19 protein-coding genes are annotated in these 17272 nt (G+C 68.5%); 8 read left to right on the top strand and 11 right to left on the bottom strand.

All coding sequences use genetic code 11. The annotated features are described in order from the left end of the window. The first annotated feature begins 4 nt into the window (after window positions 1-4). Entirely contained in the window at window positions 5-496 is a 492-nt protein-coding gene (locus AC1Q5B_RS08080) for a hypothetical protein (protein WP_492631208.1), read from the top strand. 77 nt (window positions 497-573) lie between these two features. Here the strand turns inward: AC1Q5B_RS08080 and AC1Q5B_RS08075 are convergent, their stop codons facing one another. Beyond that, the gene (locus AC1Q5B_RS08075) at window positions 574-1671 is read right to left on the bottom strand and encodes a branched-chain amino acid aminotransferase (RefSeq protein WP_492632064.1); all 1098 of its coding nucleotides are present in this window, start codon (window positions 1669-1671) and stop codon (window positions 574-576) included. Between the two features lie 51 nt (window positions 1672-1722). Beyond that, complete coding sequence (gene sufT / locus AC1Q5B_RS08070; protein WP_492632063.1) at window positions 1723-2274, bottom strand: putative Fe-S cluster assembly protein SufT; 552 nt, start codon at window positions 2272-2274, stop codon at window positions 1723-1725. A gap of 110 nt (window positions 2275-2384) precedes the next feature. Between sufT and AC1Q5B_RS08065 the strand changes: the two genes are divergently transcribed. Then, window positions 2385-2798, top strand: a complete 414-nt coding sequence (locus tag AC1Q5B_RS08065; RefSeq protein ID WP_492631207.1) for a hypothetical protein — start codon at window positions 2385-2387, stop codon at window positions 2796-2798. Window positions 2799-2820: 22 nt separating this feature from the next. On the opposite strand, the gene AC1Q5B_RS08060 is transcribed toward AC1Q5B_RS08065, so the two are convergent. From AC1Q5B_RS08060 to AC1Q5B_RS08050, 3 genes are read right to left on the bottom strand one after another with little or no spacing between them, the layout of a single operon-like run. Then, the gene (locus AC1Q5B_RS08060; RefSeq protein ID WP_492631206.1) at window positions 2821-4212 is read right to left on the bottom strand and encodes an NAD(P)(+) transhydrogenase (Re/Si-specific) subunit beta; all 1392 of its coding nucleotides are present in this window, start codon (window positions 4210-4212) and stop codon (window positions 2821-2823) included. Next, the gene (locus tag AC1Q5B_RS08055) at window positions 4209-4697 is read right to left on the bottom strand and encodes a hypothetical protein (RefSeq protein ID WP_492631205.1); all 489 of its coding nucleotides are present in this window, start codon (window positions 4695-4697) and stop codon (window positions 4209-4211) included. Before AC1Q5B_RS08055 ends, AC1Q5B_RS08060 begins: the two co-directional genes overlap by 4 nt. Before the next feature lie 14 nt (window positions 4698-4711). Further along, window positions 4712-5011: an NAD(P) transhydrogenase subunit alpha part 2 gene (locus AC1Q5B_RS08050; protein WP_492631204.1), complete on the bottom strand. Its 300-nt coding sequence runs from the start codon at window positions 5009-5011 to the stop codon at window positions 4712-4714. A 277-nt stretch (window positions 5012-5288) separates the two neighbouring features. Between AC1Q5B_RS08050 and AC1Q5B_RS08045 the strand changes: the two genes are divergently transcribed. From AC1Q5B_RS08045 to AC1Q5B_RS08035, 3 genes are read left to right on the top strand one after another with little or no spacing between them, the layout of a single operon-like run. Continuing rightward, a complete protein-coding gene (locus AC1Q5B_RS08045) occupies window positions 5289-5858 on the top strand; it encodes an RNA polymerase sigma factor (RefSeq protein WP_492631203.1) in 570 nt (189 codons plus the stop codon). Beyond that, on the top strand, window positions 5855-6253 hold the full coding sequence (locus AC1Q5B_RS08040; protein WP_492631202.1) for a hypothetical protein: 399 nt from the start codon (window positions 5855-5857) through the stop codon (window positions 6251-6253). The genes AC1Q5B_RS08045 and AC1Q5B_RS08040 overlap by 4 nt, the downstream gene beginning before the upstream one ends. Continuing rightward, window positions 6250-6693, top strand: a complete 444-nt coding sequence (locus tag AC1Q5B_RS08035; protein WP_492631201.1) for a DUF3106 domain-containing protein — start codon at window positions 6250-6252, stop codon at window positions 6691-6693. The genes AC1Q5B_RS08040 and AC1Q5B_RS08035 overlap by 4 nt, the downstream gene beginning before the upstream one ends. A 9-nt stretch (window positions 6694-6702) precedes the next feature. Here AC1Q5B_RS08035 and AC1Q5B_RS08030 read toward each other — a convergent pair whose 3' ends face one another. From AC1Q5B_RS08030 to AC1Q5B_RS08020, 3 genes are all read right to left on the bottom strand, one after another. Continuing rightward, window positions 6703-7809, bottom strand: coding sequence for an NAD(P) transhydrogenase subunit alpha (locus AC1Q5B_RS08030; RefSeq protein ID WP_492631200.1), 1107 nt, complete (start codon window positions 7807-7809; stop codon window positions 6703-6705). 72 nt (window positions 7810-7881) lie between these two features. Then, window positions 7882-10206, bottom strand: a complete 2325-nt coding sequence (gene pacR, locus AC1Q5B_RS08025; RefSeq protein WP_492631199.1) for a PacR family protein — start codon at window positions 10204-10206, stop codon at window positions 7882-7884. A gap of 188 nt (window positions 10207-10394) precedes the next feature. Then, complete coding sequence (locus tag AC1Q5B_RS08020) at window positions 10395-12593, bottom strand: DUF1631 family protein (RefSeq protein ID WP_492631198.1); 2199 nt, start codon at window positions 12591-12593, stop codon at window positions 10395-10397. Window positions 12594-12728: 135 nt separating this feature from the next. Here AC1Q5B_RS08020 and AC1Q5B_RS08015 point away from each other — a divergent pair, with 135 nt between their 5' ends. Genes AC1Q5B_RS08015 through AC1Q5B_RS08005 form a run of 3 tightly spaced genes read left to right on the top strand, consistent with a single transcriptional unit; the run spans window position 12729 to window position 14848 of the window. Next, a complete protein-coding gene (locus tag AC1Q5B_RS08015; protein WP_492631197.1) occupies window positions 12729-13310 on the top strand; it encodes a nitroreductase family protein in 582 nt (193 codons plus the stop codon). Continuing rightward, window positions 13303-14223, top strand: coding sequence for a 5'-3' exonuclease (locus AC1Q5B_RS08010; RefSeq protein WP_492631196.1), 921 nt, complete (start codon window positions 13303-13305; stop codon window positions 14221-14223). The genes AC1Q5B_RS08015 and AC1Q5B_RS08010 overlap by 8 nt, the downstream gene beginning before the upstream one ends. A gap of 40 nt (window positions 14224-14263) precedes the next feature. Next, window positions 14264-14848 (top strand): NUDIX hydrolase, encoded by a 585-nt coding sequence (locus tag AC1Q5B_RS08005; RefSeq protein ID WP_492631195.1) that lies wholly within the window; start codon window positions 14264-14266, stop codon window positions 14846-14848. On the opposite strand, the gene AC1Q5B_RS08000 is transcribed toward AC1Q5B_RS08005, so the two are convergent. The 3 genes from AC1Q5B_RS08000 to pip all read right to left on the bottom strand — a co-directional run bounded on the left by AC1Q5B_RS08000 (window position 14835) and on the right by pip (window position 17250). Continuing rightward, window positions 14835-15233, bottom strand: a complete 399-nt coding sequence (locus AC1Q5B_RS08000; RefSeq protein ID WP_492631194.1) for a DUF4019 domain-containing protein — start codon at window positions 15231-15233, stop codon at window positions 14835-14837. The genes AC1Q5B_RS08005 and AC1Q5B_RS08000 overlap by 14 nt on opposite strands. Before the next feature lie 141 nt (window positions 15234-15374). Then, entirely contained in the window at window positions 15375-16274 is a 900-nt protein-coding gene (locus tag AC1Q5B_RS07995; RefSeq protein WP_492631193.1) for a dienelactone hydrolase family protein, read from the bottom strand. A 34-nt stretch (window positions 16275-16308) separates the two neighbouring features. Continuing rightward, window positions 16309-17250, bottom strand: a complete 942-nt coding sequence (gene pip / locus AC1Q5B_RS07990) for a prolyl aminopeptidase (RefSeq protein WP_492631192.1) — start codon at window positions 17248-17250, stop codon at window positions 16309-16311. Between the last annotated feature and the right edge of the window lie 22 nt (window positions 17251-17272).

Genomic DNA, 17272 nt, shown 5'->3' with positions numbered 1-17272 from the left:
GGACATGAAGCACATCGACACGGAAGAAATACTTGCCTCTTTACAGAACAGCATCCGGCTGCAGGCGGCCCTAACGGCGAAGCTCGATCAGCGTGACCGGCAGATGGCGGACCGATTCCAACAACAGATGCAAACGCTGCAAGAGCACACCCAATCGGCCCTCGCTCCCGCCGCGATAAGGTACGACCGCGCCGTCGAGAGTGCATGCGAGAGACTCCAGGCGGCGCAACGGATCGTCTCTGTCGCTTTCGCACTCGCAGGCAGCGTGTTGCTGCTGTTTCTGCTTGTCGGGTGGCTGATGCTGGGCTACTACCGACGCGAACTGGACGCGGTCCAATCGGAGTTGCAGCGCCACGAACAGGCCATCCCCATCCTTCAGGCCTATGCCGCCTCCGATGCCGCCCTCTGCGATCGGCGCCTCTGCGTGAACACAGATGCTGCGGCACCCGCCTATGGCGAGAAGCGTCAGTATCGTCCTGCGAAACCTCGGCGGTGACGCCGCAACACCATCAAACGATCAGTGAGATGCGATACGGGCTGTCCTTCAACGACCCGTATCGCTCGAAACGCGGATCAGTCGCGCAACTTCACCAGCCAGCCATGGCGGTCCGGCAGGCGGCCGTACTGGATGTCGGTGAGTTCCTTGCGGATGCCCATCGTCACGTCGCCAGCCGGCGCCGTAATGTCGCCGACTTCGAAGCCCTTGCCCTTCAGCTGGCCGATCGGGGTGATCACCGCGGCGGTGCCGCAGGCGAAGACTTCGACGATGTCGCCGGAGGCGACGCCCTGCTTCCACTCGTCGATGGAAATCCTGCGCTCTTCGACCGTATGGCCGCGGTCGCGCGCGATCTGGAGGATGCTGTCGCGGGTAATGCCTTCCAGGATGCTGCCCGACAGTTCCGGCGTGACGATGCGGCCATCCTTGTAGACGAGGAACACGTTCATGCCGCCCAGCTCTTCCAGGTACTTGCCTTCCACCGGATCGAGGAACAGCACCTGCGAACAACCCTGCGCCTGCGCTTCCTGCTGCGGCAGCAGCGAGGCCGCGTAGTTGCCGCCGCACTTGGCCGCACCGGTACCGCCCTTGCCGGCGCGTGCATAGTCTTCGGACAGCCAGATCGACACCGGCGCCACGCCCTTGGCGAAGTACGCGCCCGCCGGGCTGGCGATGACGTAGTAACCGGCCTGCTGCGCGGCGCGCACGCCGAGGAAGGCCTCGGTGGCGATCATGAAGGGACGGAAATACAGGCTGGTCTCCGGCGCCGACGGCACCCAGTCGCCATCGATGGCGACCAGCTGGCGCAGCGATTCGACGAATTCGTTGACCGGCAGCTGCGGCAACGCGAGGCGTGCGGCCGAGCGTTGCAGGCGCGCGCCGTTGGCGTCGGGGCGGAACGTCCAGAGGGAACCGTCGGCATGACGATAGGCCTTGATGCCTTCGAAGATCTCCTGGCCGTAGTGCAGCACCGACGCGGCCGGGTCGAGCGACAGCGGACCGTAGGCGCGCACTTCTGCGTCGTGCCAGCCCTGCGCCTTGTCCCAGGTGATGGCGACCATGTGGTCGGTGAAGTGCAGGCCGAACCCGGGGCTGGCGAGGATGGCGTCGCGCTCGGCCGGTGTACGGGCCTTCTCGTTGCGGGTCACGCGGTAGGTCAACGGGGCGGCGTTCATCACGTTCATCTCTTCCTTCCTGACGGGTTCTGCGGTGGCGAGCGCGGCGGCTCAGAGCATGCCGGTTTCCAGCTTGGCGGCATCGGACATCATGTGGCGGCCCCACGGCGGATCGAACACCAGCTCGACGTCCGCCTCGGCGATGGTGGGGATCATCTCCAGCTTGCTGCGCACGTCGTCGACCAGGATCTCGCCCATGCCGCAGCCCGGCGCGGTCAGCGTCATCTTGACCTCGACGTCGCGCTGGCCGTCGTCGCGGGTGGCGAGGTTGGCTTCGTACACCAGGCCGAGATCGACGATGTTGAAGGGGATTTCCGGATCGAAGCAGGTGCGCAGCTGGTTCCACACCAGCGCCTCGACTTCCTCGTCGGTGGCGTTGTCCGGCAGCGACAGCGGCTCGGTAGGCTCCTTGCCGATGGCGTCCGCATCCTTGCCTGCGATGCGGAACAGGTTGCCTTCGACGAAGACGGTATAGCTGCCGCCCAGCGCCTGGGTGATGTAGCCATAGCTGCCGGCCGGCAGGGTGACGAGTTCGCCCTGCGGCACCAGCACGGCGGCGCAATCGCGGGAGAATTGGACGGGTTCGCTGCTGCGGGAGTACATGCCGGACCAGATGGGGGCGCGCGTGGGGCGCTGCAAGACGCCCCATTGTAGCCTCCGCACCCCGGCGACCGCGTTCAGGCCGTATCCTTGGCGGCCCTGCCGGAGTCTCCATGTCCCCCGCCCCGCGTCGCATTCCCCGCTGGCTGCTTCCCGTGATGCTCGTCGTGGCCAGTGCCTGCGTCCTGGTGGTCTGGGTGTCGTTGGCGCTCTACCTGCAACGCCAGGTCGGCTGGATGGCCCTGCTGGTCGCGCTGGACGTGGTGCTGGTGCTGCGCCTTGGCGGCATGCCGGCCGGCACGCGTCGCGCGGTGCTGGCCGCGCTGGTCACGGTCGCGATCTCGGCGCTGGCGTTGTGGACCATTCCCGCCACCCAGCTCGGCTTCGCGTTCGGGCTGGCGCCCTGGGAATCCGCATTCCGGCTGGGCGCGCACCATGGCTGGACGCTGATTTCCCTCACGACCACGTCCCTGGACGCCGTTGCGCTGCTGGCCGCGCCGGTGCTGGCGGCCTGGGCGACCCGCTGACGCCGGCGGGTTCGCCGGGGCGTCAGTGCCCGCCGTCCAGCGCTTTCAGTTCGCTGACCAGCGCGTTCGCCATCTCCGAGCCGTCGCCGTAGAGCATGCGGGTGTTGTCGGCATAGAACAGCGCGTTCTCGATGCCGGCGAAACCGGTGCCCTTGCCGCGCTTGATGACGATGGTGTTCTTCGAGTTGACCACGTCGAGGATCGGCATGCCGTAGATCGGCGAGGCGGGATCGGTCTTCGCCACCGGGTTCACCACGTCGTTGGCGCCGATCACCAGGGAGACATCGGTGTTGGCGAACTCGGGGTTGATGTCGTCCATGTCGGCGATCAGGTCGTAGGGCACGCCGGCTTCGGCGAGCAGCACGTTCATGTGGCCCGGCATGCGCCCGGCCACCGGGTGGATGGCGAACTTCACCTTCACCCCGCGATCCATCAGCTTCTGCGACAGCTCCCAGATCTTGTGCTGCGCCTGCGCCACGGCCAGCCCGTAGCCCGGCACGATCACCACGCGTTCGGCGTAGGCCATCATCGCCGCGACATCGGCGGCTTCGATGGGCTTCATCGACCCGCCGATCTCCTGCATCGCCGCGCTGCCGCCGCCGAAGTTGGAGAACAGCACGTTGGCGATCTTGCGGTTCATCGCCTTGGCCATCAGCCGCGTCAGCAGCATGCCGGCCGCGCCGACCATGGTGCCGGCGATGATCAGCGCCTCGTTGCCGAGCACATAGCCTTCGAATGCGACGGCGAGGCCGGTGAACGCGTTGTACAGCGAGATCACCACCGGCATGTCCGCGCCGCCGATGGGCAGCGTCATCAGCACGCCCAGCGCCAGCGACAGCAAGAAGAACGCGATGATCCACGGCATCGCCAGCGTGCTCAGCGCCATCACACCGCACACGACGGAGGCCAGCGCGACCAGGGCGTTGAACCACTGCTGCCCAGGGAAGGTGTAGCGCTTGTCCATGCGCCCGTCGAGCTTGGCCCAGGCGATCACCGAACCGGTCAGCGACACCGCGCCGATCAGCGCGCCGATCACGGCCAGCGACAGGGTGAAGGTCGACGGGACCGCCGCTTCGCCGCCGGAATAGCGCACCAGTTCCACCGCCCCGATGGCGGCGGCGGACCCGCCCCCCATGCCGTTGAACAGTGCGACCATCTGCGGCATGTCGGTGATGGCCACCTTCTTGCCCCAGATCCAGTTCAGCGCTACGCCGATCACGATGGCCGCGATCATCAGGCCGATGTTGTGCAGGCCCGGCAGGAAGAACGTGGCGACAGTCGCGATCAGCATGCCGGCGCCGGCCCACTGGATGCCGCTGCGTGCGGTCTTGGGGCTGGCCATGCGCTGCAGGCCGAGCAGGAACAGCGTGGCCGCCACGAAGTAACTCAGCTTTACCAGCGTCAATGCACTCATGCGTGGCTCCCTTCCGACGACGCGGCTTGCCTGTCCAACCGATGGTGTTCACGCATTTCGATGGCCGTCTTCAGCAGGCCGATCATGCCGAGGCCGAACGCCACCAGGCCGAGCGATAGCTGGTTCACCACCGTCGAGTCCGCGAGGTACGCACCTGCCAATCCGCCGGCCATCGCGCCCAACACATAGAACGCGAGTAGTGCCAGCATCCAGCGTCCTTTGCGCGGGTCCTGCCAGACCCGTCGCGACAGCTCGTTCTGCGTGCGGGTGGGATCCTGCAACGACGACAGGCCGATGCCGACGCCGGCATACAGGAGAACGTAGTTCCAATCGTCGTAGACCGGCGACCAGCCGGCGGTGGCGGCAGCCGCGATCGCCCAGGTCGACTTGATCATGTACCCGAGAGCGACCAGCAGTGCGGGGTACTGCAGGTAACTGCCCCACTGGAAGACATCCCGGACCGACATGCGCTGGCGTGCAGGCATCAGGGAGACACTGCTCACTTGCCACCCGCCGGCGGCTTGCTGCTCTTGAACATCTCCAGCATGCGCTCGGTGACCACGTAGCCGCCGGCAGCATTGCCCGCGCCCAGCAGCACGGCGATGAAGCCGATGGCCTTCTCCAGCGGGGTATCGGCGTGGCCCAGTACCACCATCGCGCCGATCAGCACGATGCCGTGGATGAAGTTGGAGCCGGACATCAGCGGCGTGTGCAAGATGACCGGCACCCGCGAAATGATCACGTGCCCGGCGATGGCCGCCAGCATGAAGATGTACAGCGCCACGAACCCGTCGCTCATCCGCTCCCCCATCCGTCCACGTTTGTCGATGCACGGGCGCTGCCCGGTGCTTCCGCATCATAACCGCACCTGAACCTGCCGGTGGACAACCCGATCGCGTCAACCTGCAGCCATCCCGGGCGTTTCCGTACCTGTGTCCCCCACCCACGAAGGAGCCGACCATGAAGCGCATGTCATTGCGGGGTCCTACGGGCCTGCTGCTGACTGCCACCGGCGCGTCCGCCGCCGGCGACCGCCTCGACGGTCGCGACTGATTCACTGCACCGGCCGCTAAGCTATGTTGGTGAGTACACCGTCCAGTCCGCTGCAGGAGACGTCGCCGCCCATCCCGCGGGCAGCGACGCTCGAGCTGTTCCTGGCCGACATCGGACCGCGCGCGTTCCGTTTCGCCGAGACCGGCCTGCGTCATCGCGAGGATGCGCTGGATGCGGTGCAGGACGCGATGATGAAGATGCTGGCATACCGCGAGAAGCCGGCCGAAGAGTGGTCGCCGCTGTTCTGGAGCATCCTGCGCCGGCGCATCGTCGACCTACAGCGCCGCGCCGGTTTCCGCCTGCGCTGGTTGCTGCCCACCGGCGACCGTGGCGAGGAGAGCGCGGTGGATTGGGCGCCCGATCACGGGGCCGGCCCGGCGCAGGCGCATGACCAACGCGAGGCCTATACGCGGCTCGTGCAGGCGTTGCGCGGACTGCCCGCCCGCCAGCGCGAGGCGTTCACGCTGCGCATACTGGAAGAACTGGATGTAGCCGACACCGCGCGCGCGATGGGCTGCTCGGAAGGATCGGTGAAGACCCACCTGTCCCGCGCGCGCGACGCACTGCAAAGGCAACTGGAGGAATTCCGATGACCCCCGTCCACGACGACGGCCATGATCTCGACCGACAGGCCCGTAGCCTGCATCAGGCCGCGCTGGCCCAGGTCTCGCCGCAGACGTTGATGCGCCTGCGCGCCGGGCGCCACGAAGCCGTGCGGCAAGCGCCCGCCGGCGGCCGTGGCCGCACGTGGCGCTGGCTGACCGCGACCGCGTTCTCGGCGGTGCTCGCCGTGGGCCTGGGCCTGCAGTGGCTGCCCCCTACGTCACCCGCCCCCCCCTCGACCGCGGTCGCGGCCACCAGTCAGTCCGACGGCGACGCCATCGCGGATGATCTTGGAGCCGCCAGCGCGTTCGACGAAGACCCCGATCTTTACCTGTGGCTGGCATCCGCCGATGCACAGCCCCTTGCCATGGAGTCGACCCGATGAAGGTCCAAGCCTTTCGCGTCCTTGCCCTCGGACTGCTGTTCGCCGGGGGTCATGCGCTGGCACAGACAGCGCCTGCCCCGTTGCCGACCTGGGACAAACTGACGCCCCAGCAACGCGAAGCGCTGATCGCGCCGGTGCGCGACCGCTGGGACCGGGAGCCGGAGGACCGTGCCCGCATGCTGGAACGCGCGCAGCGCTGGCAGGCGATGACGCCGGAACAGCGCGCGCAGGCACGGCATGGCCAGCAGCGCTTCGAAGGCATGAATCCCGAACAGCGCCGCCAGGCGCGTGCCCTCTACGGCCACATGAAATCGCTCACGCCCGAACAGCGCGAGGCCCTCCGTGAGCAATGGAAGAAGATGACGCCGGAACAGCGCGACGCCTGGATGCGCGACAACGCACCGCCGCCGCGCGATCGCGACCGCCGGCCGGAGCGCTGAGCGTCTCCGTCAGGCGGCGACGGGCGTTGCAGCCGTCCGCTCGGGCCACACCGTCTTCGCCAGCAATTCGTCGTCCCAGTCGAACTGCAATGCACCGTCCTTGACGAACAGCGCGACGAAGTTCAGCACGTTGCGCGCGTACATCTCGCTCGCGTGCACGGCGCCGAGGCTGGCGAGGTTGAGCGGCCCGGCAATCGTCACGCCATTGTGCGCGTAGGTTTCACCGGGTCGGGTGAGTTCGCAGTTGCCGCCGGTTTCCGCCGCGAGGTCGACGATGACGCTGCCCGGCTTCATGCCGTCGACCATCGCCGTGGCGATGATCTTCGGCGCGGGACGACCCGGCACGGCGGCCGTGCAGACCACGACATCGATGCCTTTCAGGTGATCGGCCAGGCGTTGCTGCTGCAGCGCGCGCTCTTCTTCGGTCAGCTGGCGCGCATAACCGCCCTCGCCCGCCGCGCTGACCCCGAGGTCGAGGAACTTGCCGCCCAGCGATTCGATCTGCTCGCGCGTTTCAGGGCGCACGTCGAAACCTTCGACCTGCGCGCCGAGCCGCTTGGCGGTGGCCACGCCCTGCAGGCCGGCGACACCCGCGCCGACGATCAGCACCTTCGACGGACGGATGGTGCCGGCGGCCGTGGTCAGCATCGGGAAAAAGCGGGGTGCGAGCTGTGCGGCGATCAGCACCGCCTTGTAACCCGCCATGCCCGCCTGCGAGCTCAGCACGTCCATCGCCTGCGCACGCGTGGTGCGCGGCAGCCGCTCGAGCGGGAAGGACTGGATGCCATTCGCCTGCAGTGCGGCCGCCCGCGCGGGGTCGGCGCCCGGCTGCAGCATGCCGACCAGCGTGGCGCCGGACTTGAAACCATTGATGACGTCCGCCGACGGCGGCTGCACGCATAACAGCAGGTCGGCGCTGGCACGGCCGCCGCTGTCGACCAGGTCAGCACCCGCATCCGCGTAGGCGGCGTCGACGAAGCCCGCGCCGTCGCCGGCGCCGCGCTCCACGCCGACCTTCGCACCCGCGGCGATCAGCTTGCGCACGGTCTCCGGCGTCGCGGCCACGCGGCGTTCGCCCGCAGCGGTTTCCTTCAGTACCCGAACTTCGACCGCCATTGCGCCCCTCGTCGTTAGATCGTCCGTGGAGCGATGCTAACAGAGCGCGGCAGTGCCGCGCGGGGCATGCGGTCAGGCGGGCGCGGCCGCCGAGGGCGCCGGCTCAAGGCGCTCGATCACGCCCTGCATCGCGCTGTCGAACGCGTCCTCGCTCTGGTGCGTGCGCAGCCTGCCCATCCGCACCATCACCGCGAGCTCTTCGGGGGAAGCCACGCAGAAGCGCACGCCACGACGATTGACGAACAGCAGGCGCGAGGAGATCGGGCTGACCCACGACAGCTTGCCCGCCTGCACCTTGTTGTCCTTGTCGATGAAGTCCAGCCAGGTACCGATGGGCAGGCCGCGGAAATGGTCCGCATCGCTGTGGTCGAAATCGAGCGTGTCGGCGCCCGCGACCAACTGGATCGATGCCGGATCCTCGTCGATGACGGGCTTGGGCAGCACGACCTGCGGCAGTTCGGGCAGTGCCTTCTCCAGGTCCGGACGCGCGGTGGCCACGGCCTGCAGCGTGTCGTGCAGCGCGTCGACCGCGCCGGCCGCCGCATCCTGGTTCATGCCGACGCTGGCAAACACCTTCAGCATTTCCGTGCGCCACGCCTGCAGCCACGGCTTGCCGACCACATGGCGCTGCGCTTCGGTCAGCTCCTCGAGCAGGCCGTCGGCGAGCGCCAGCGATTCGCGCAGGCCGGTGCCTTCGTCGCCTTCGCGCAACACCGTCATGGTGACGTGGTGCGCCCAAGGCTGGCGCAGGAAATCCTCGATGGCCTGCGGCACGCGCCGCTCGCCGAGGCGCTCGTCCAGTTCCGCGTTCATGCGCGCGCGCGCGGCTTCCAGGCGTTCCTGTCCGCGCTGGATCTCGGCGGCGCGGCGCTCGGCGATCTCGATGCGGCGGCGGTGCTGTTCGAGATACGCACGGAATTCCTCCTCCAGGGTCAGGAAGATCGCGAGGTTCTCGTTGAATTCGGCGACCAGGCGGTCGACGACCTCCTCGACCTTGGTCAGCAGCGTGCGCTCGGCGGCGCTTTCGCCGTTGTTGCCCTCGCAGGCTTCGGCCAGCACGTTGAGCAGGCGGCGCGCCGGGTGGGTCTTCTGCACGAACATCCGGCGGTCCAGCAGCGCGACCTTCACGAACGGCACCACCAGCCGGCCGATCAGTTCGCGGGGGCGGCCTTCCAGGTCGCGCTCGTCGAGCATGACGTCGAACAGCATGCCGACCAGGTCGATCGCATCCTCGTCGACCGGCGCCAACCGCGCCTGCGACGGGTCCACGCCCAACTGGGTGGCGCTGCTGAGGACTTCGTTCTTCAGCCGCTGCGACAACGACTCGCCGGTGTCACCGATGGCCGCCCGCAGCGTCGCGCTGGGCGAGGCCTGCAGCAGCGACAGCACCGACAGCATTTCGCGCTGCGACAGGTCGCGCTGGCGCGGATCGGCAGGCCGTGCATCGGGCGGGTTGCCGTCCTCGCGGCCACGCCGCGATTCCTGCAGCAGATGATGCAGGGCTTCGAGCAGCACGCCCTGCGCGCCCGGACCGGACGCGTAGCCCGGCGGCATGTCGTCGCCGAATCCGCCTGCGGCCGGCGCGGCCTGCTGGCTGGCCTGCAGGCCGCGGCTGACGCCGGCCATGCGGTTGATGAAGCGGGCCGCCCACGCGGGCGCCCCCGCCTCTTCCTCACCGCCGGCATCCGGATCCTGCGCGGCGTCCGACGCCGGCACCGATGCCGCCGCGGGTGCACGGCGCGCGGGCAACTCCGGCATCACGCCGACCTGCATCAGGCGCTGGTCGAGCGCGGCGTAGATGCGGGCGATGGCGGGGACGAAATCGCGCTCGCACAGCTTGATCACCACCAGCCGCACGTCGGGGGCCAGGTCGCAACCGGCGAAAGCCTGATGCACGGCCACGCCGATGTGTTCGGGACCGATCGGATTGAGGTCGGCATCCAGCGCGATGTCGCCGGCGATCCATCCCAGCCGGCGGTCCAGCCGCACGAGCACGGGCTTGCAGTCGCGCAGGATGACGCCAGCGAAGTTGCGCACGGCCAGGCGCGACTCCAGTTCCTGCTCGGACACCAGGCTGAGGGTGTCGTCCGCCGATTCCAGGAACACCCGTTCGACGGGCAGCGGCTGACCGGCCTCCAGCGCTTTCCAGGAGCGCTGCAGCTGCGCACGGAAGCGCCCGATGATGTCCTCGCGGCGACGGCGCAGTTCGCGCATCGCATCCAGGAAGGCCATCTGGGACGGACCGGCGCGCTCGGCGCGGTCGAACAGCGCATCGTCGAAGCGACCCAGCGCCACCGCGAAGGCGTCGACCAGCGGCGGGATCGCGGCGTCGCGCGCCTGCTCCAGCAGGCGCGTGTCGCGCCCCGGGCGGTCGGCGATGTTGAGGACGTTCGACATGCGCAGGGTTCCCCGCCCGGGTGGGCGAAAGAAAGGTGGGGGAGGCGGACCGAGGATCCGCAGTGACATCGTAGGAAATACGGCCGACGGGCGACCGTGATGGCCTCGGCAGTTTGATGCCGCGCAATACGATACCGCACAGAAAAGCGCTCCGGCACGCGGCTTGCATGTCCGGCGCCAGCGCGATCTCAGGGCGGTGCGGGCGTCACCAAGCGATCGACGACGCCCTGCATGGCGCTGTAGAACGCGTCCTCGTCGCGATGCATCCGCACCCGGCCCAGCTGCGCCATCACCACCAGCTCCTGCACCGAGGCCACGCAGATGCGCGAGCCGGTCCGGCTGACGTACATCAGGCGGCGCGACACCGGACTGATCCAGCTCAGGCGACCGGCCTGTACGCGGTTGTCCTTGTCGACGAAGTCCAGCCAGCTCCCCTCTCGCAGCTGCTGGAAATACTCGATCATCACCGGATCGAGATGCTCCAGCCCTTCGACCCACTCGTGCGTGTCGAGCAGGCCGGGCAACACCGGGGCCGTGGAAGCGGAAGCGGATGTGGACGCAGCGACCGGCTCGGGCGCAGGCGCGGCATGGGCCTCGGCGACTTCCTGCGGCGCGACCAGCGCCGCGAACAGTGCCTGGCGCAACGTCGCGACCGTGGCACGCGGTTGCCCCGACGCCATCCACATGGGCTGCAGCCAATCCAGTGCGGCATGCCATGCGCGCACGTCGCCGCGCACCTGGGCGTCGTCGACGGCCTGCAGCAGGCCGTCCAGCATCATCGGCGCGGCCCGCGGCTTGTTCAACGCCTGCATGCGCACGGCATAGGCAGGCCAATCCGCCGACAGCACGTCGCGCAGCGGCGCGGGCACCCCTGCGTCGTGCAGGCGCGCCTCCAGCGAAGTGGCGAAGCCGGCCAGCAGGTCGGCTTCGGCATCCCTGGCCTGCTGTTCCACCGCCAGCGCCAATTCCACCTTCTCCGCTTCCGCCCGGTATCGGGCATAGAAGTCGCCGAAGTCCGTCCGCGCCGCGCGGAACACCGACTGGCTTTCGTCGAAGTCCGCCACCAGACGCTGCACCGTGTCCTTCACCTTTTCCAGGAGCAGGCGCTGGTCGTCGTTCTCGCCCGGATTGCCATCGCACGCCTCCACCAGCAGGTTGAGCAGCCGCCGCGCCGAATGGCTCGCCTGCAGGAACAGCTTGCGATCCTGCAGCGCGACCTTCGTCATCGGCGCCATCAACCGCCCGAGCACGTGGACCTGCTCCTCGCCCAGGAGGCTCTCGCGGAAGATCACCTCGAACAGCATGCCGACCAGGTCGACGACATTCTCGTCAGCCTCCGAAATCGCCACCGCCTCCGGCGCCACGCCGAGTTGCGCCGCATGCAGGAAGATCTGCTGCTTGAACGCGGCCTGCAGCTGGCGCGGATTGGCCAGCACCTCGGCATGAACTTCGGGCGATGCGATCTGCAGCAGCGTCAGCGCCACGATCAGCTCGCGCTGCGACAGCGAGGTGCGCGTGACATCCGCACGCGCGAGGCCCTGCTCCCGCGCCCGCTGGTGCCGCGACTCTTCCAGCAGCTGGTGCAGCGCCGGCGGCAGGCTCGTCGCTTCGGCGGCGGCAAAGGTGTCGTGATCTTCCTGGTCCCACTCGACGAAGAAACGGGTCATCCAGTCGGGTTCGCTGGTGGCCTCCTCGCCACGGCTGGGAATCGCGCGGGCGCGGCGCATCCTGGTCCCCGTACTGTCCTGCGGGCCCAGACGGCGCACCAGACGCGCGTGCAGGTTCTCGTAGATCGGTCCGAGCAGCTCGACGAACTCGCGCGCGCAGCACTGCACCGCCAAGGCGCGCACGTTGCCCGGCAACGACGCCGCCGCGAAACCGCGATACACCGCCATCGCGATGCGGGCGGGCGAATAGGGCGCGCTGTCCGGCGTGAGCCGCACGCCCATGTCCAGCCACGTCAGGTATCCGTTCAGGCGCAGCAGCTCGGACTGCCACTCGCGCGAGATCGCATCCGCCAACTGCTCGGTCGCCAGGCGTACGTCGAGTTCGTCCTCTTCCACCAGTCCCAGGCCGAGGACACTGCCGGTCGGCTCTTCGCCGAAGCGGACGGCCGGGGCATCGCCATCGCCGGCGATCCGCCAGGCCGATGCCATGTCCTCGCGGAAGCCGCGCAGGATCGCCTCGCGCCGATCCTTCAATGCCAGAAGACCGTCCAGATAGGGGCCGCGGTCGAGTTCCATCCGCTCCAGCCGGTCCAGCATGGGTTGCCGCAGACCGTCCACCACGTCGGCGAACGCAGCCTCCAGCGGCGACTGCATCGCCTCGCGCAACAGCTCGATGAGCTGGTTGCCGGAGGTGGGAGGAGGCGATGGCGTGGCGGGCATTGCGTCGTTCGGTCGGCCGGGTTGTCCGCGACGACCCGCAACACAGGGCTTCGCGTGGCGCGGACCATGACGCATCCGCTGCGATTAAACTCATGCACGGATACTGTGCACTGCATTCCACTATAAGGCGACTCGATGCTCACTGAAAGTCTGTTGCAGGCGCTGGACGCGCGACGTTCCGTGCCCTCCAAGCAGTTGGGCGAACCCGGCCCGGACGCGGCAACGCTCGCACGCATGCTCGCTTCGGCGGTCCGCGTGCCGGACCACGGCAAGCTGGTGCCCTTCAGGTTCGTTCATATCCACGGTGACGCGCGCCATGCGCTGGGCGACCGCTTGGCCGCCCGCACGCGCGCCCTCGATCCCGATGCGCCCGACGCCGCGGTGGAGAAGGATCGCGGCCGCTTCGCCAGCGCACCCGACATCATCACCGTGGTCGCACGCCTGACGGCCGGACACAAAGTGCCCGAGCAGGAACAGCTGCTGACCGCCGGGAGCGTCTGCTTCGCCCTGCTGCAGGCGGCGCAGGCCTGCGGCTTCGGCGCGCAGTGGCTGACCGGCTGGATGGCGTACGACACGCATGTCTCGCATCTGCTCCACCTGACACCGGACGAAAAGATCGTCGGCTTCATCCATATCGGCACGCCGCGACTGGAGGTGCCGGAACGCGAGCGTCCCGACCCCCTCGCGCTGCTGACCGACTGGACGCCAGATGCCTGAACCGCTGCAGCCACGCCCGCTCTACCTGGTCGATGCCAGCCTGTACGTGTTCCGCGCCTGGCACTCGATGCCGGACGAATTCCAGGATGCCGACGGCTGGCCCACCAACGCGGTGCACGGGTTCGCGCGCTTCCTGCTGGAACTGCTGGAGAAGGAACGGCCCGCGCACATCGCCATCGCCTTCGACGAGGCGCTGGACAGCTGCTTCCGCAACCGGATCTACCCCGCCTACAAGGCCAATCGCGATCCCGCGCCGGAAGCACTGCGGCGGCAGTTCACGCATTGCAAGGCGTTGTGCGCCGCACTGGGCCTGAGTGTGCTGGCGCACGGCGAGTACGAAGCGGACGACCTGATCGGCAGCGCGCTGCATGCGGCGCGGCCGCAGGGGTTCCGCGGCGTGATCGTTTCGGCCGACAAGGATCTGTCGCAGTTGCTGCAGGACCACGACGAGCAGTGGGACTTCGCGCGCGGACAGCGCTGGAGCGCGGCCGGCGTGAAGGCCCGCCACGGGGTGGAGGCACGGCAGATCGCCGACTACCTGGCATTGACCGGCGATGCGGTGGACAACATCCCGGGGGTCAGCGGCATCGGTGCAAAGTCCGCAGCCGTACTGCTGGCGCACTTCGGCGACCTGGACACCCTGCTCGGACGCATGGACGAGGTCGCGTTCCTGCGCCTGCGCGGCGCGGCCACGATGGCGGTCCGCCTGCGCGAACAGCGCGAACATGCGCTGTTGTGGCGTCGACTCACGACCATCGTCCTGGACGCCCCGCTGGGCGACATCGCCTCCGGCCATGCCCGTGGCCAGGCCGATGGTGGCATGCTGACCGGCCTGTCGGACGCCCTGCGCTTCGGCCCGATGACGCGACGGCGACTGCGTGTCGCCGCAGGGCTGGAAGAACCCGGGTACTGATCGTCTGTAAAACGTCACCCGCAGCCGATAGCATGCCCGCATGAGCCAACGCGACGACGAAAAGCGCAACGTGCCCGCCGAGGTGGTCTGGCAGGGCAAGTACCAGCGGATGATGGTGCGCGGCACCTGGGAATACGTGGAGCGCGCGCACGCCGGGGGGCTGGCGGCGATCATCATCGCGGTGACGCCGGATGACGAGGTGCTGTTCGTCGAACAGTTCCGCGTGCCGCTGCAGGCACGCACCATCGAGATGCCGGCCGGACTGGTGGGCGACATCCATGCCGGCGAATCGATCGAGGTCTCTGCGGTCCGCGAGCTGGAGGAAGAGACCGGCTGGACCGCCGATCACGCCGAGGTGCTGATGATCGGTCCCACCTCGTCCGGCAGCAGCAGCGAACAGATCGCCTTCGTCCGCGCCACCGGCCTGCGCAAGGTCGGCGAAGGTGGCGGCGATGGCGACGAGGACATCACCGTGCATGCCGTTCCCCGCCCGCGCGCCGCCGCATGGCTGGTGCAGAAGATGGACGAGGGTTATGCGCTGGATGCCAAGCTCTGGGCGGGACTGTGGATGATCGACCACACCCTCGATGGCACGCCGCGCGACGGCACCGTCAGGCAGCCTTGACGCCGTAGCCGGCCAGACGCCAGACGCCCGGCGCTTCGTGCCGCAGCGTCACCACTTCACGGTGCGGCGCGTCCGTTTCGCCGAAGGCCACCGAGAATTCCAGCCGCGCGTACGTCCCCGGCAACCACGACGCCTGCGCGGCGGGCCTGTCCACCCTGATCGCCGTCCAGCGCCGGCCCGTACCGCACCCCAGCACGCCGTGACGATGGGTAAGCGATTCGATGAAGGCGTCGCGCGGCATGGCATGCCTCACAGCCTTCGATGCCGCCTCCCAGAGGATGTCGTGCTGGCCTTGCTCGATGGCCTTGATGAAGCGCATCGCGGCCATGCCCAACCGAGTGATGTCGACATCCTCCAGCCCGACATCGCCTTCGCCCGCCCGCATCGCAGTTCCCATCATCGTAAGCACGTCCCGTCGTCTGAGCGCCACCACGCGCCTACGCGTGGAATCCACCGACTCGTTCGCATGCCCCGGCAGCGACCGGACACGGAGCTGCGGGCGGACGCGCTGTGCTGTGACGCGCCGCTAGCTTTTCGCCAGGTGCTCCCGGAAGAACGCCAGCGTGCGCTGCCAGGACAGCGCGGCGGCGGCCTGGTCGTAGCGCGGCGTGGTGTCGTTGTGGAAACCGTGGTTCACGGCCGGATACACATGCGCGGCATACGCGACACCGGCGGCTTTCAGTTGCTGCTCGTACGCCGGCCAACCGGCGTTGACGCGCGTATCGAGCTCGGCAAAGTGGAGCAGCAGCGGCGCCCTGATGCGCGCCGCCTCATCCGCCGACGGCTGGCCGCCGTAGTAAGGCACGCCCGCATCGACCAGCTCGGGCAGCCGCGACGCGAGCAGGTTGGCCACCAGCCCGCCGAAGCAGAAGCCGACCACGCCCAGCTTGCCGGTACTGCGCGGCAACGCATGGGCAAAGCGTGCGGCGGCTTCGAGATCCGCGAGGACGCTGATGCGATCGAGGCTGGCCTGCATCTCGCGTCCGGCGTCGTCGTTGCCGGGATACCCGCCGAGCGGATACAGCGCATCGGGCGCGAAGGCGATGAACCCCGCGACCGCCAGCCGGCGCGCGACGTCTTCGATGTACGGGTTGAGCCCGCGGTTCTCGTGCACCACCAGCACGACGGGATGGCGGCCCTCCGCGCGCGGCATCGCCAGCAACCCGCGCCCTTCCCCATGCCCCTGCGGCGCCGGAAACGTGCGGTAGACCGTGGTGACGCGCGGATCGTCCGCGGCGACCTGGGCGGCGAACGCATACTGCGGCGTCAGCGCGGCCAGCAACGCCGCCGCCGTGGCGCCGCCCACGGCGAACTGCGCCGCGCCGGCCAGGAAGCCGCGCCGGTCGACGCGACCGTGCACGTAGTCGTCGTAGAGATCGAGCACGCGCTGGTCGAACGCGGCAGCTTCTTTGCGGTATGCGTCCATCGTGCGCTTCCGGGAACGGTCTGGCGAAGTGTCGTCAGGCGAACGCGTCGGTCGCGCGTACCAGCGCGTCCACGTTCTCGGCCTCGAACGCGGAGTGGCCCGAGGCCGGCGTGATGTCCAGCCTCGCCTTCGGCCAGGCCTTGTGCAGCTCCCACGCATTGGCGATCGGACAGACCACGTCGTAGCGGCCGTGCACGATCACGCCCGGGATGTCGGCGATGCGCGGAGCATCGCGCAGCAGCTGGTCCTCGACCTCGAAGAAGCCGCCGTTGACGAAGTAGTGGTTCTCGATGCGCGCGAACGCCAGCGCGAACTCCGGCTCCTCGTGCCCGCTGACGAAGTCGGCGTCCACGTGCAGGAAGCTGGTCGCCCCTTCCCACACGCTCCACGCCTTCGCGGCGGCGAGGCGGGTGGCCTTGTCGTCGGAGGTCAGGCGGCGATGGAAGGCCGAGATCAGGTCGTGGCGTTCGACCGGCGGAATGGCGGTGATGTAGTGCTCCCACGCATCCGGGAACAGACGGCTGGCGCCTTCCTGGTAGAACCACTCCAGCTCCCAGCGGCGCAGCATGAAGATGCCGCGCAGCACCAGTTCGGTGACGCGTTGCGGATGCGTTTCGGCATAGGCGAGCGCCAGCGTCGAGCCCCAGCTGCCGCCGAACACCTGCCACCGATCGATGCCGAGTTTCTCGCGCAGCTTCTCGATGTCGGCCACGAGGTCCCACGTGGTGTTGTCCACCAGGTCCGCGTGCGGCGTCGAACGGCCGGAACCGCGCTGATCGAACAGCACGATGCGGTACTTCGCCGGATCGTGGAAGCGGCGCATCTTTGGGCTGCAGCCGGCGCCCGGCCCGCCGTGGAGCAGCACCACCGGCTTGCCGTCCGGGTTGCCGCACTGTTCGTAGTACAGCGTGTGGCGGTCGTCGACCTTCAGCGTGCCGGTGTCGAAAGGCTCGATCTCGGGGTACAGCGTGCGCATGGGCGGCATGTCCTGGATGAAA

Source organism: Pseudoxanthomonas sp. GW835-FHT14C01 (assembly GCF_058793715.1).
The sequence above is the reverse complement of the archived record's forward strand: the minus strand, read 5'-3'. Positions and strand labels throughout refer to the sequence as shown.

What these genes read in the sequence shown, in the direction of transcription:
- pip (WP_492631192.1), bottom strand. Translation starts at nt 17,250, where the DNA reads ATGCGCACGCTGTACCCCGAGATCGAGCCTTTCGACACCGGCACGCTG.
- AC1Q5B_RS08065 (WP_492631207.1), top strand. Translation starts at nt 2,385, where the DNA reads ATGTCCCCCGCCCCGCGTCGCATTCCCCGCTGGCTGCTTCCCGTGATG.
- AC1Q5B_RS08040 (WP_492631202.1), top strand. Translation starts at nt 5,855, where the DNA reads ATGACCCCCGTCCACGACGACGGCCATGATCTCGACCGACAGGCCCGT.
- AC1Q5B_RS08075 (WP_492632064.1), bottom strand. Translation starts at nt 1,671, where the DNA reads ATGAACGCCGCCCCGTTGACCTACCGCGTGACCCGCAACGAGAAGGCC.
- AC1Q5B_RS08045 (WP_492631203.1), top strand. Translation starts at nt 5,289, where the DNA reads ATGTTGGTGAGTACACCGTCCAGTCCGCTGCAGGAGACGTCGCCGCCC.
- AC1Q5B_RS08050 (WP_492631204.1), bottom strand. Translation starts at nt 5,011, where the DNA reads ATGAGCGACGGGTTCGTGGCGCTGTACATCTTCATGCTGGCGGCCATC.
- AC1Q5B_RS08080 (WP_492631208.1), top strand. Translation starts at nt 5, where the DNA reads ATGAAGCACATCGACACGGAAGAAATACTTGCCTCTTTACAGAACAGC.
- AC1Q5B_RS08030 (WP_492631200.1), bottom strand. Translation starts at nt 7,809, where the DNA reads ATGGCGGTCGAAGTTCGGGTACTGAAGGAAACCGCTGCGGGCGAACGC.
- AC1Q5B_RS07995 (WP_492631193.1), bottom strand. Translation starts at nt 16,274, where the DNA reads ATGGACGCATACCGCAAAGAAGCTGCCGCGTTCGACCAGCGCGTGCTC.
- AC1Q5B_RS08010 (WP_492631196.1), top strand. Translation starts at nt 13,303, where the DNA reads ATGCCTGAACCGCTGCAGCCACGCCCGCTCTACCTGGTCGATGCCAGC.
- AC1Q5B_RS08015 (WP_492631197.1), top strand. Translation starts at nt 12,729, where the DNA reads ATGCTCACTGAAAGTCTGTTGCAGGCGCTGGACGCGCGACGTTCCGTG.
- AC1Q5B_RS08000 (WP_492631194.1), bottom strand. Translation starts at nt 15,233, where the DNA reads ATGCGGGCGGGCGAAGGCGATGTCGGGCTGGAGGATGTCGACATCACT.
- AC1Q5B_RS08005 (WP_492631195.1), top strand. Translation starts at nt 14,264, where the DNA reads ATGAGCCAACGCGACGACGAAAAGCGCAACGTGCCCGCCGAGGTGGTC.
- AC1Q5B_RS08060 (WP_492631206.1), bottom strand. Translation starts at nt 4,212, where the DNA reads ATGAGTGCATTGACGCTGGTAAAGCTGAGTTACTTCGTGGCGGCCACG.
- sufT (WP_492632063.1), bottom strand. Translation starts at nt 2,274, where the DNA reads ATGTACTCCCGCAGCAGCGAACCCGTCCAATTCTCCCGCGATTGCGCC.
- AC1Q5B_RS08020 (WP_492631198.1), bottom strand. Translation starts at nt 12,593, where the DNA reads ATGCCCGCCACGCCATCGCCTCCTCCCACCTCCGGCAACCAGCTCATC.
- pacR (WP_492631199.1), bottom strand. Translation starts at nt 10,206, where the DNA reads ATGTCGAACGTCCTCAACATCGCCGACCGCCCGGGGCGCGACACGCGC.
- AC1Q5B_RS08035 (WP_492631201.1), top strand. Translation starts at nt 6,250, where the DNA reads ATGAAGGTCCAAGCCTTTCGCGTCCTTGCCCTCGGACTGCTGTTCGCC.
- AC1Q5B_RS08055 (WP_492631205.1), bottom strand. Translation starts at nt 4,697, where the DNA reads ATGCCTGCACGCCAGCGCATGTCGGTCCGGGATGTCTTCCAGTGGGGC.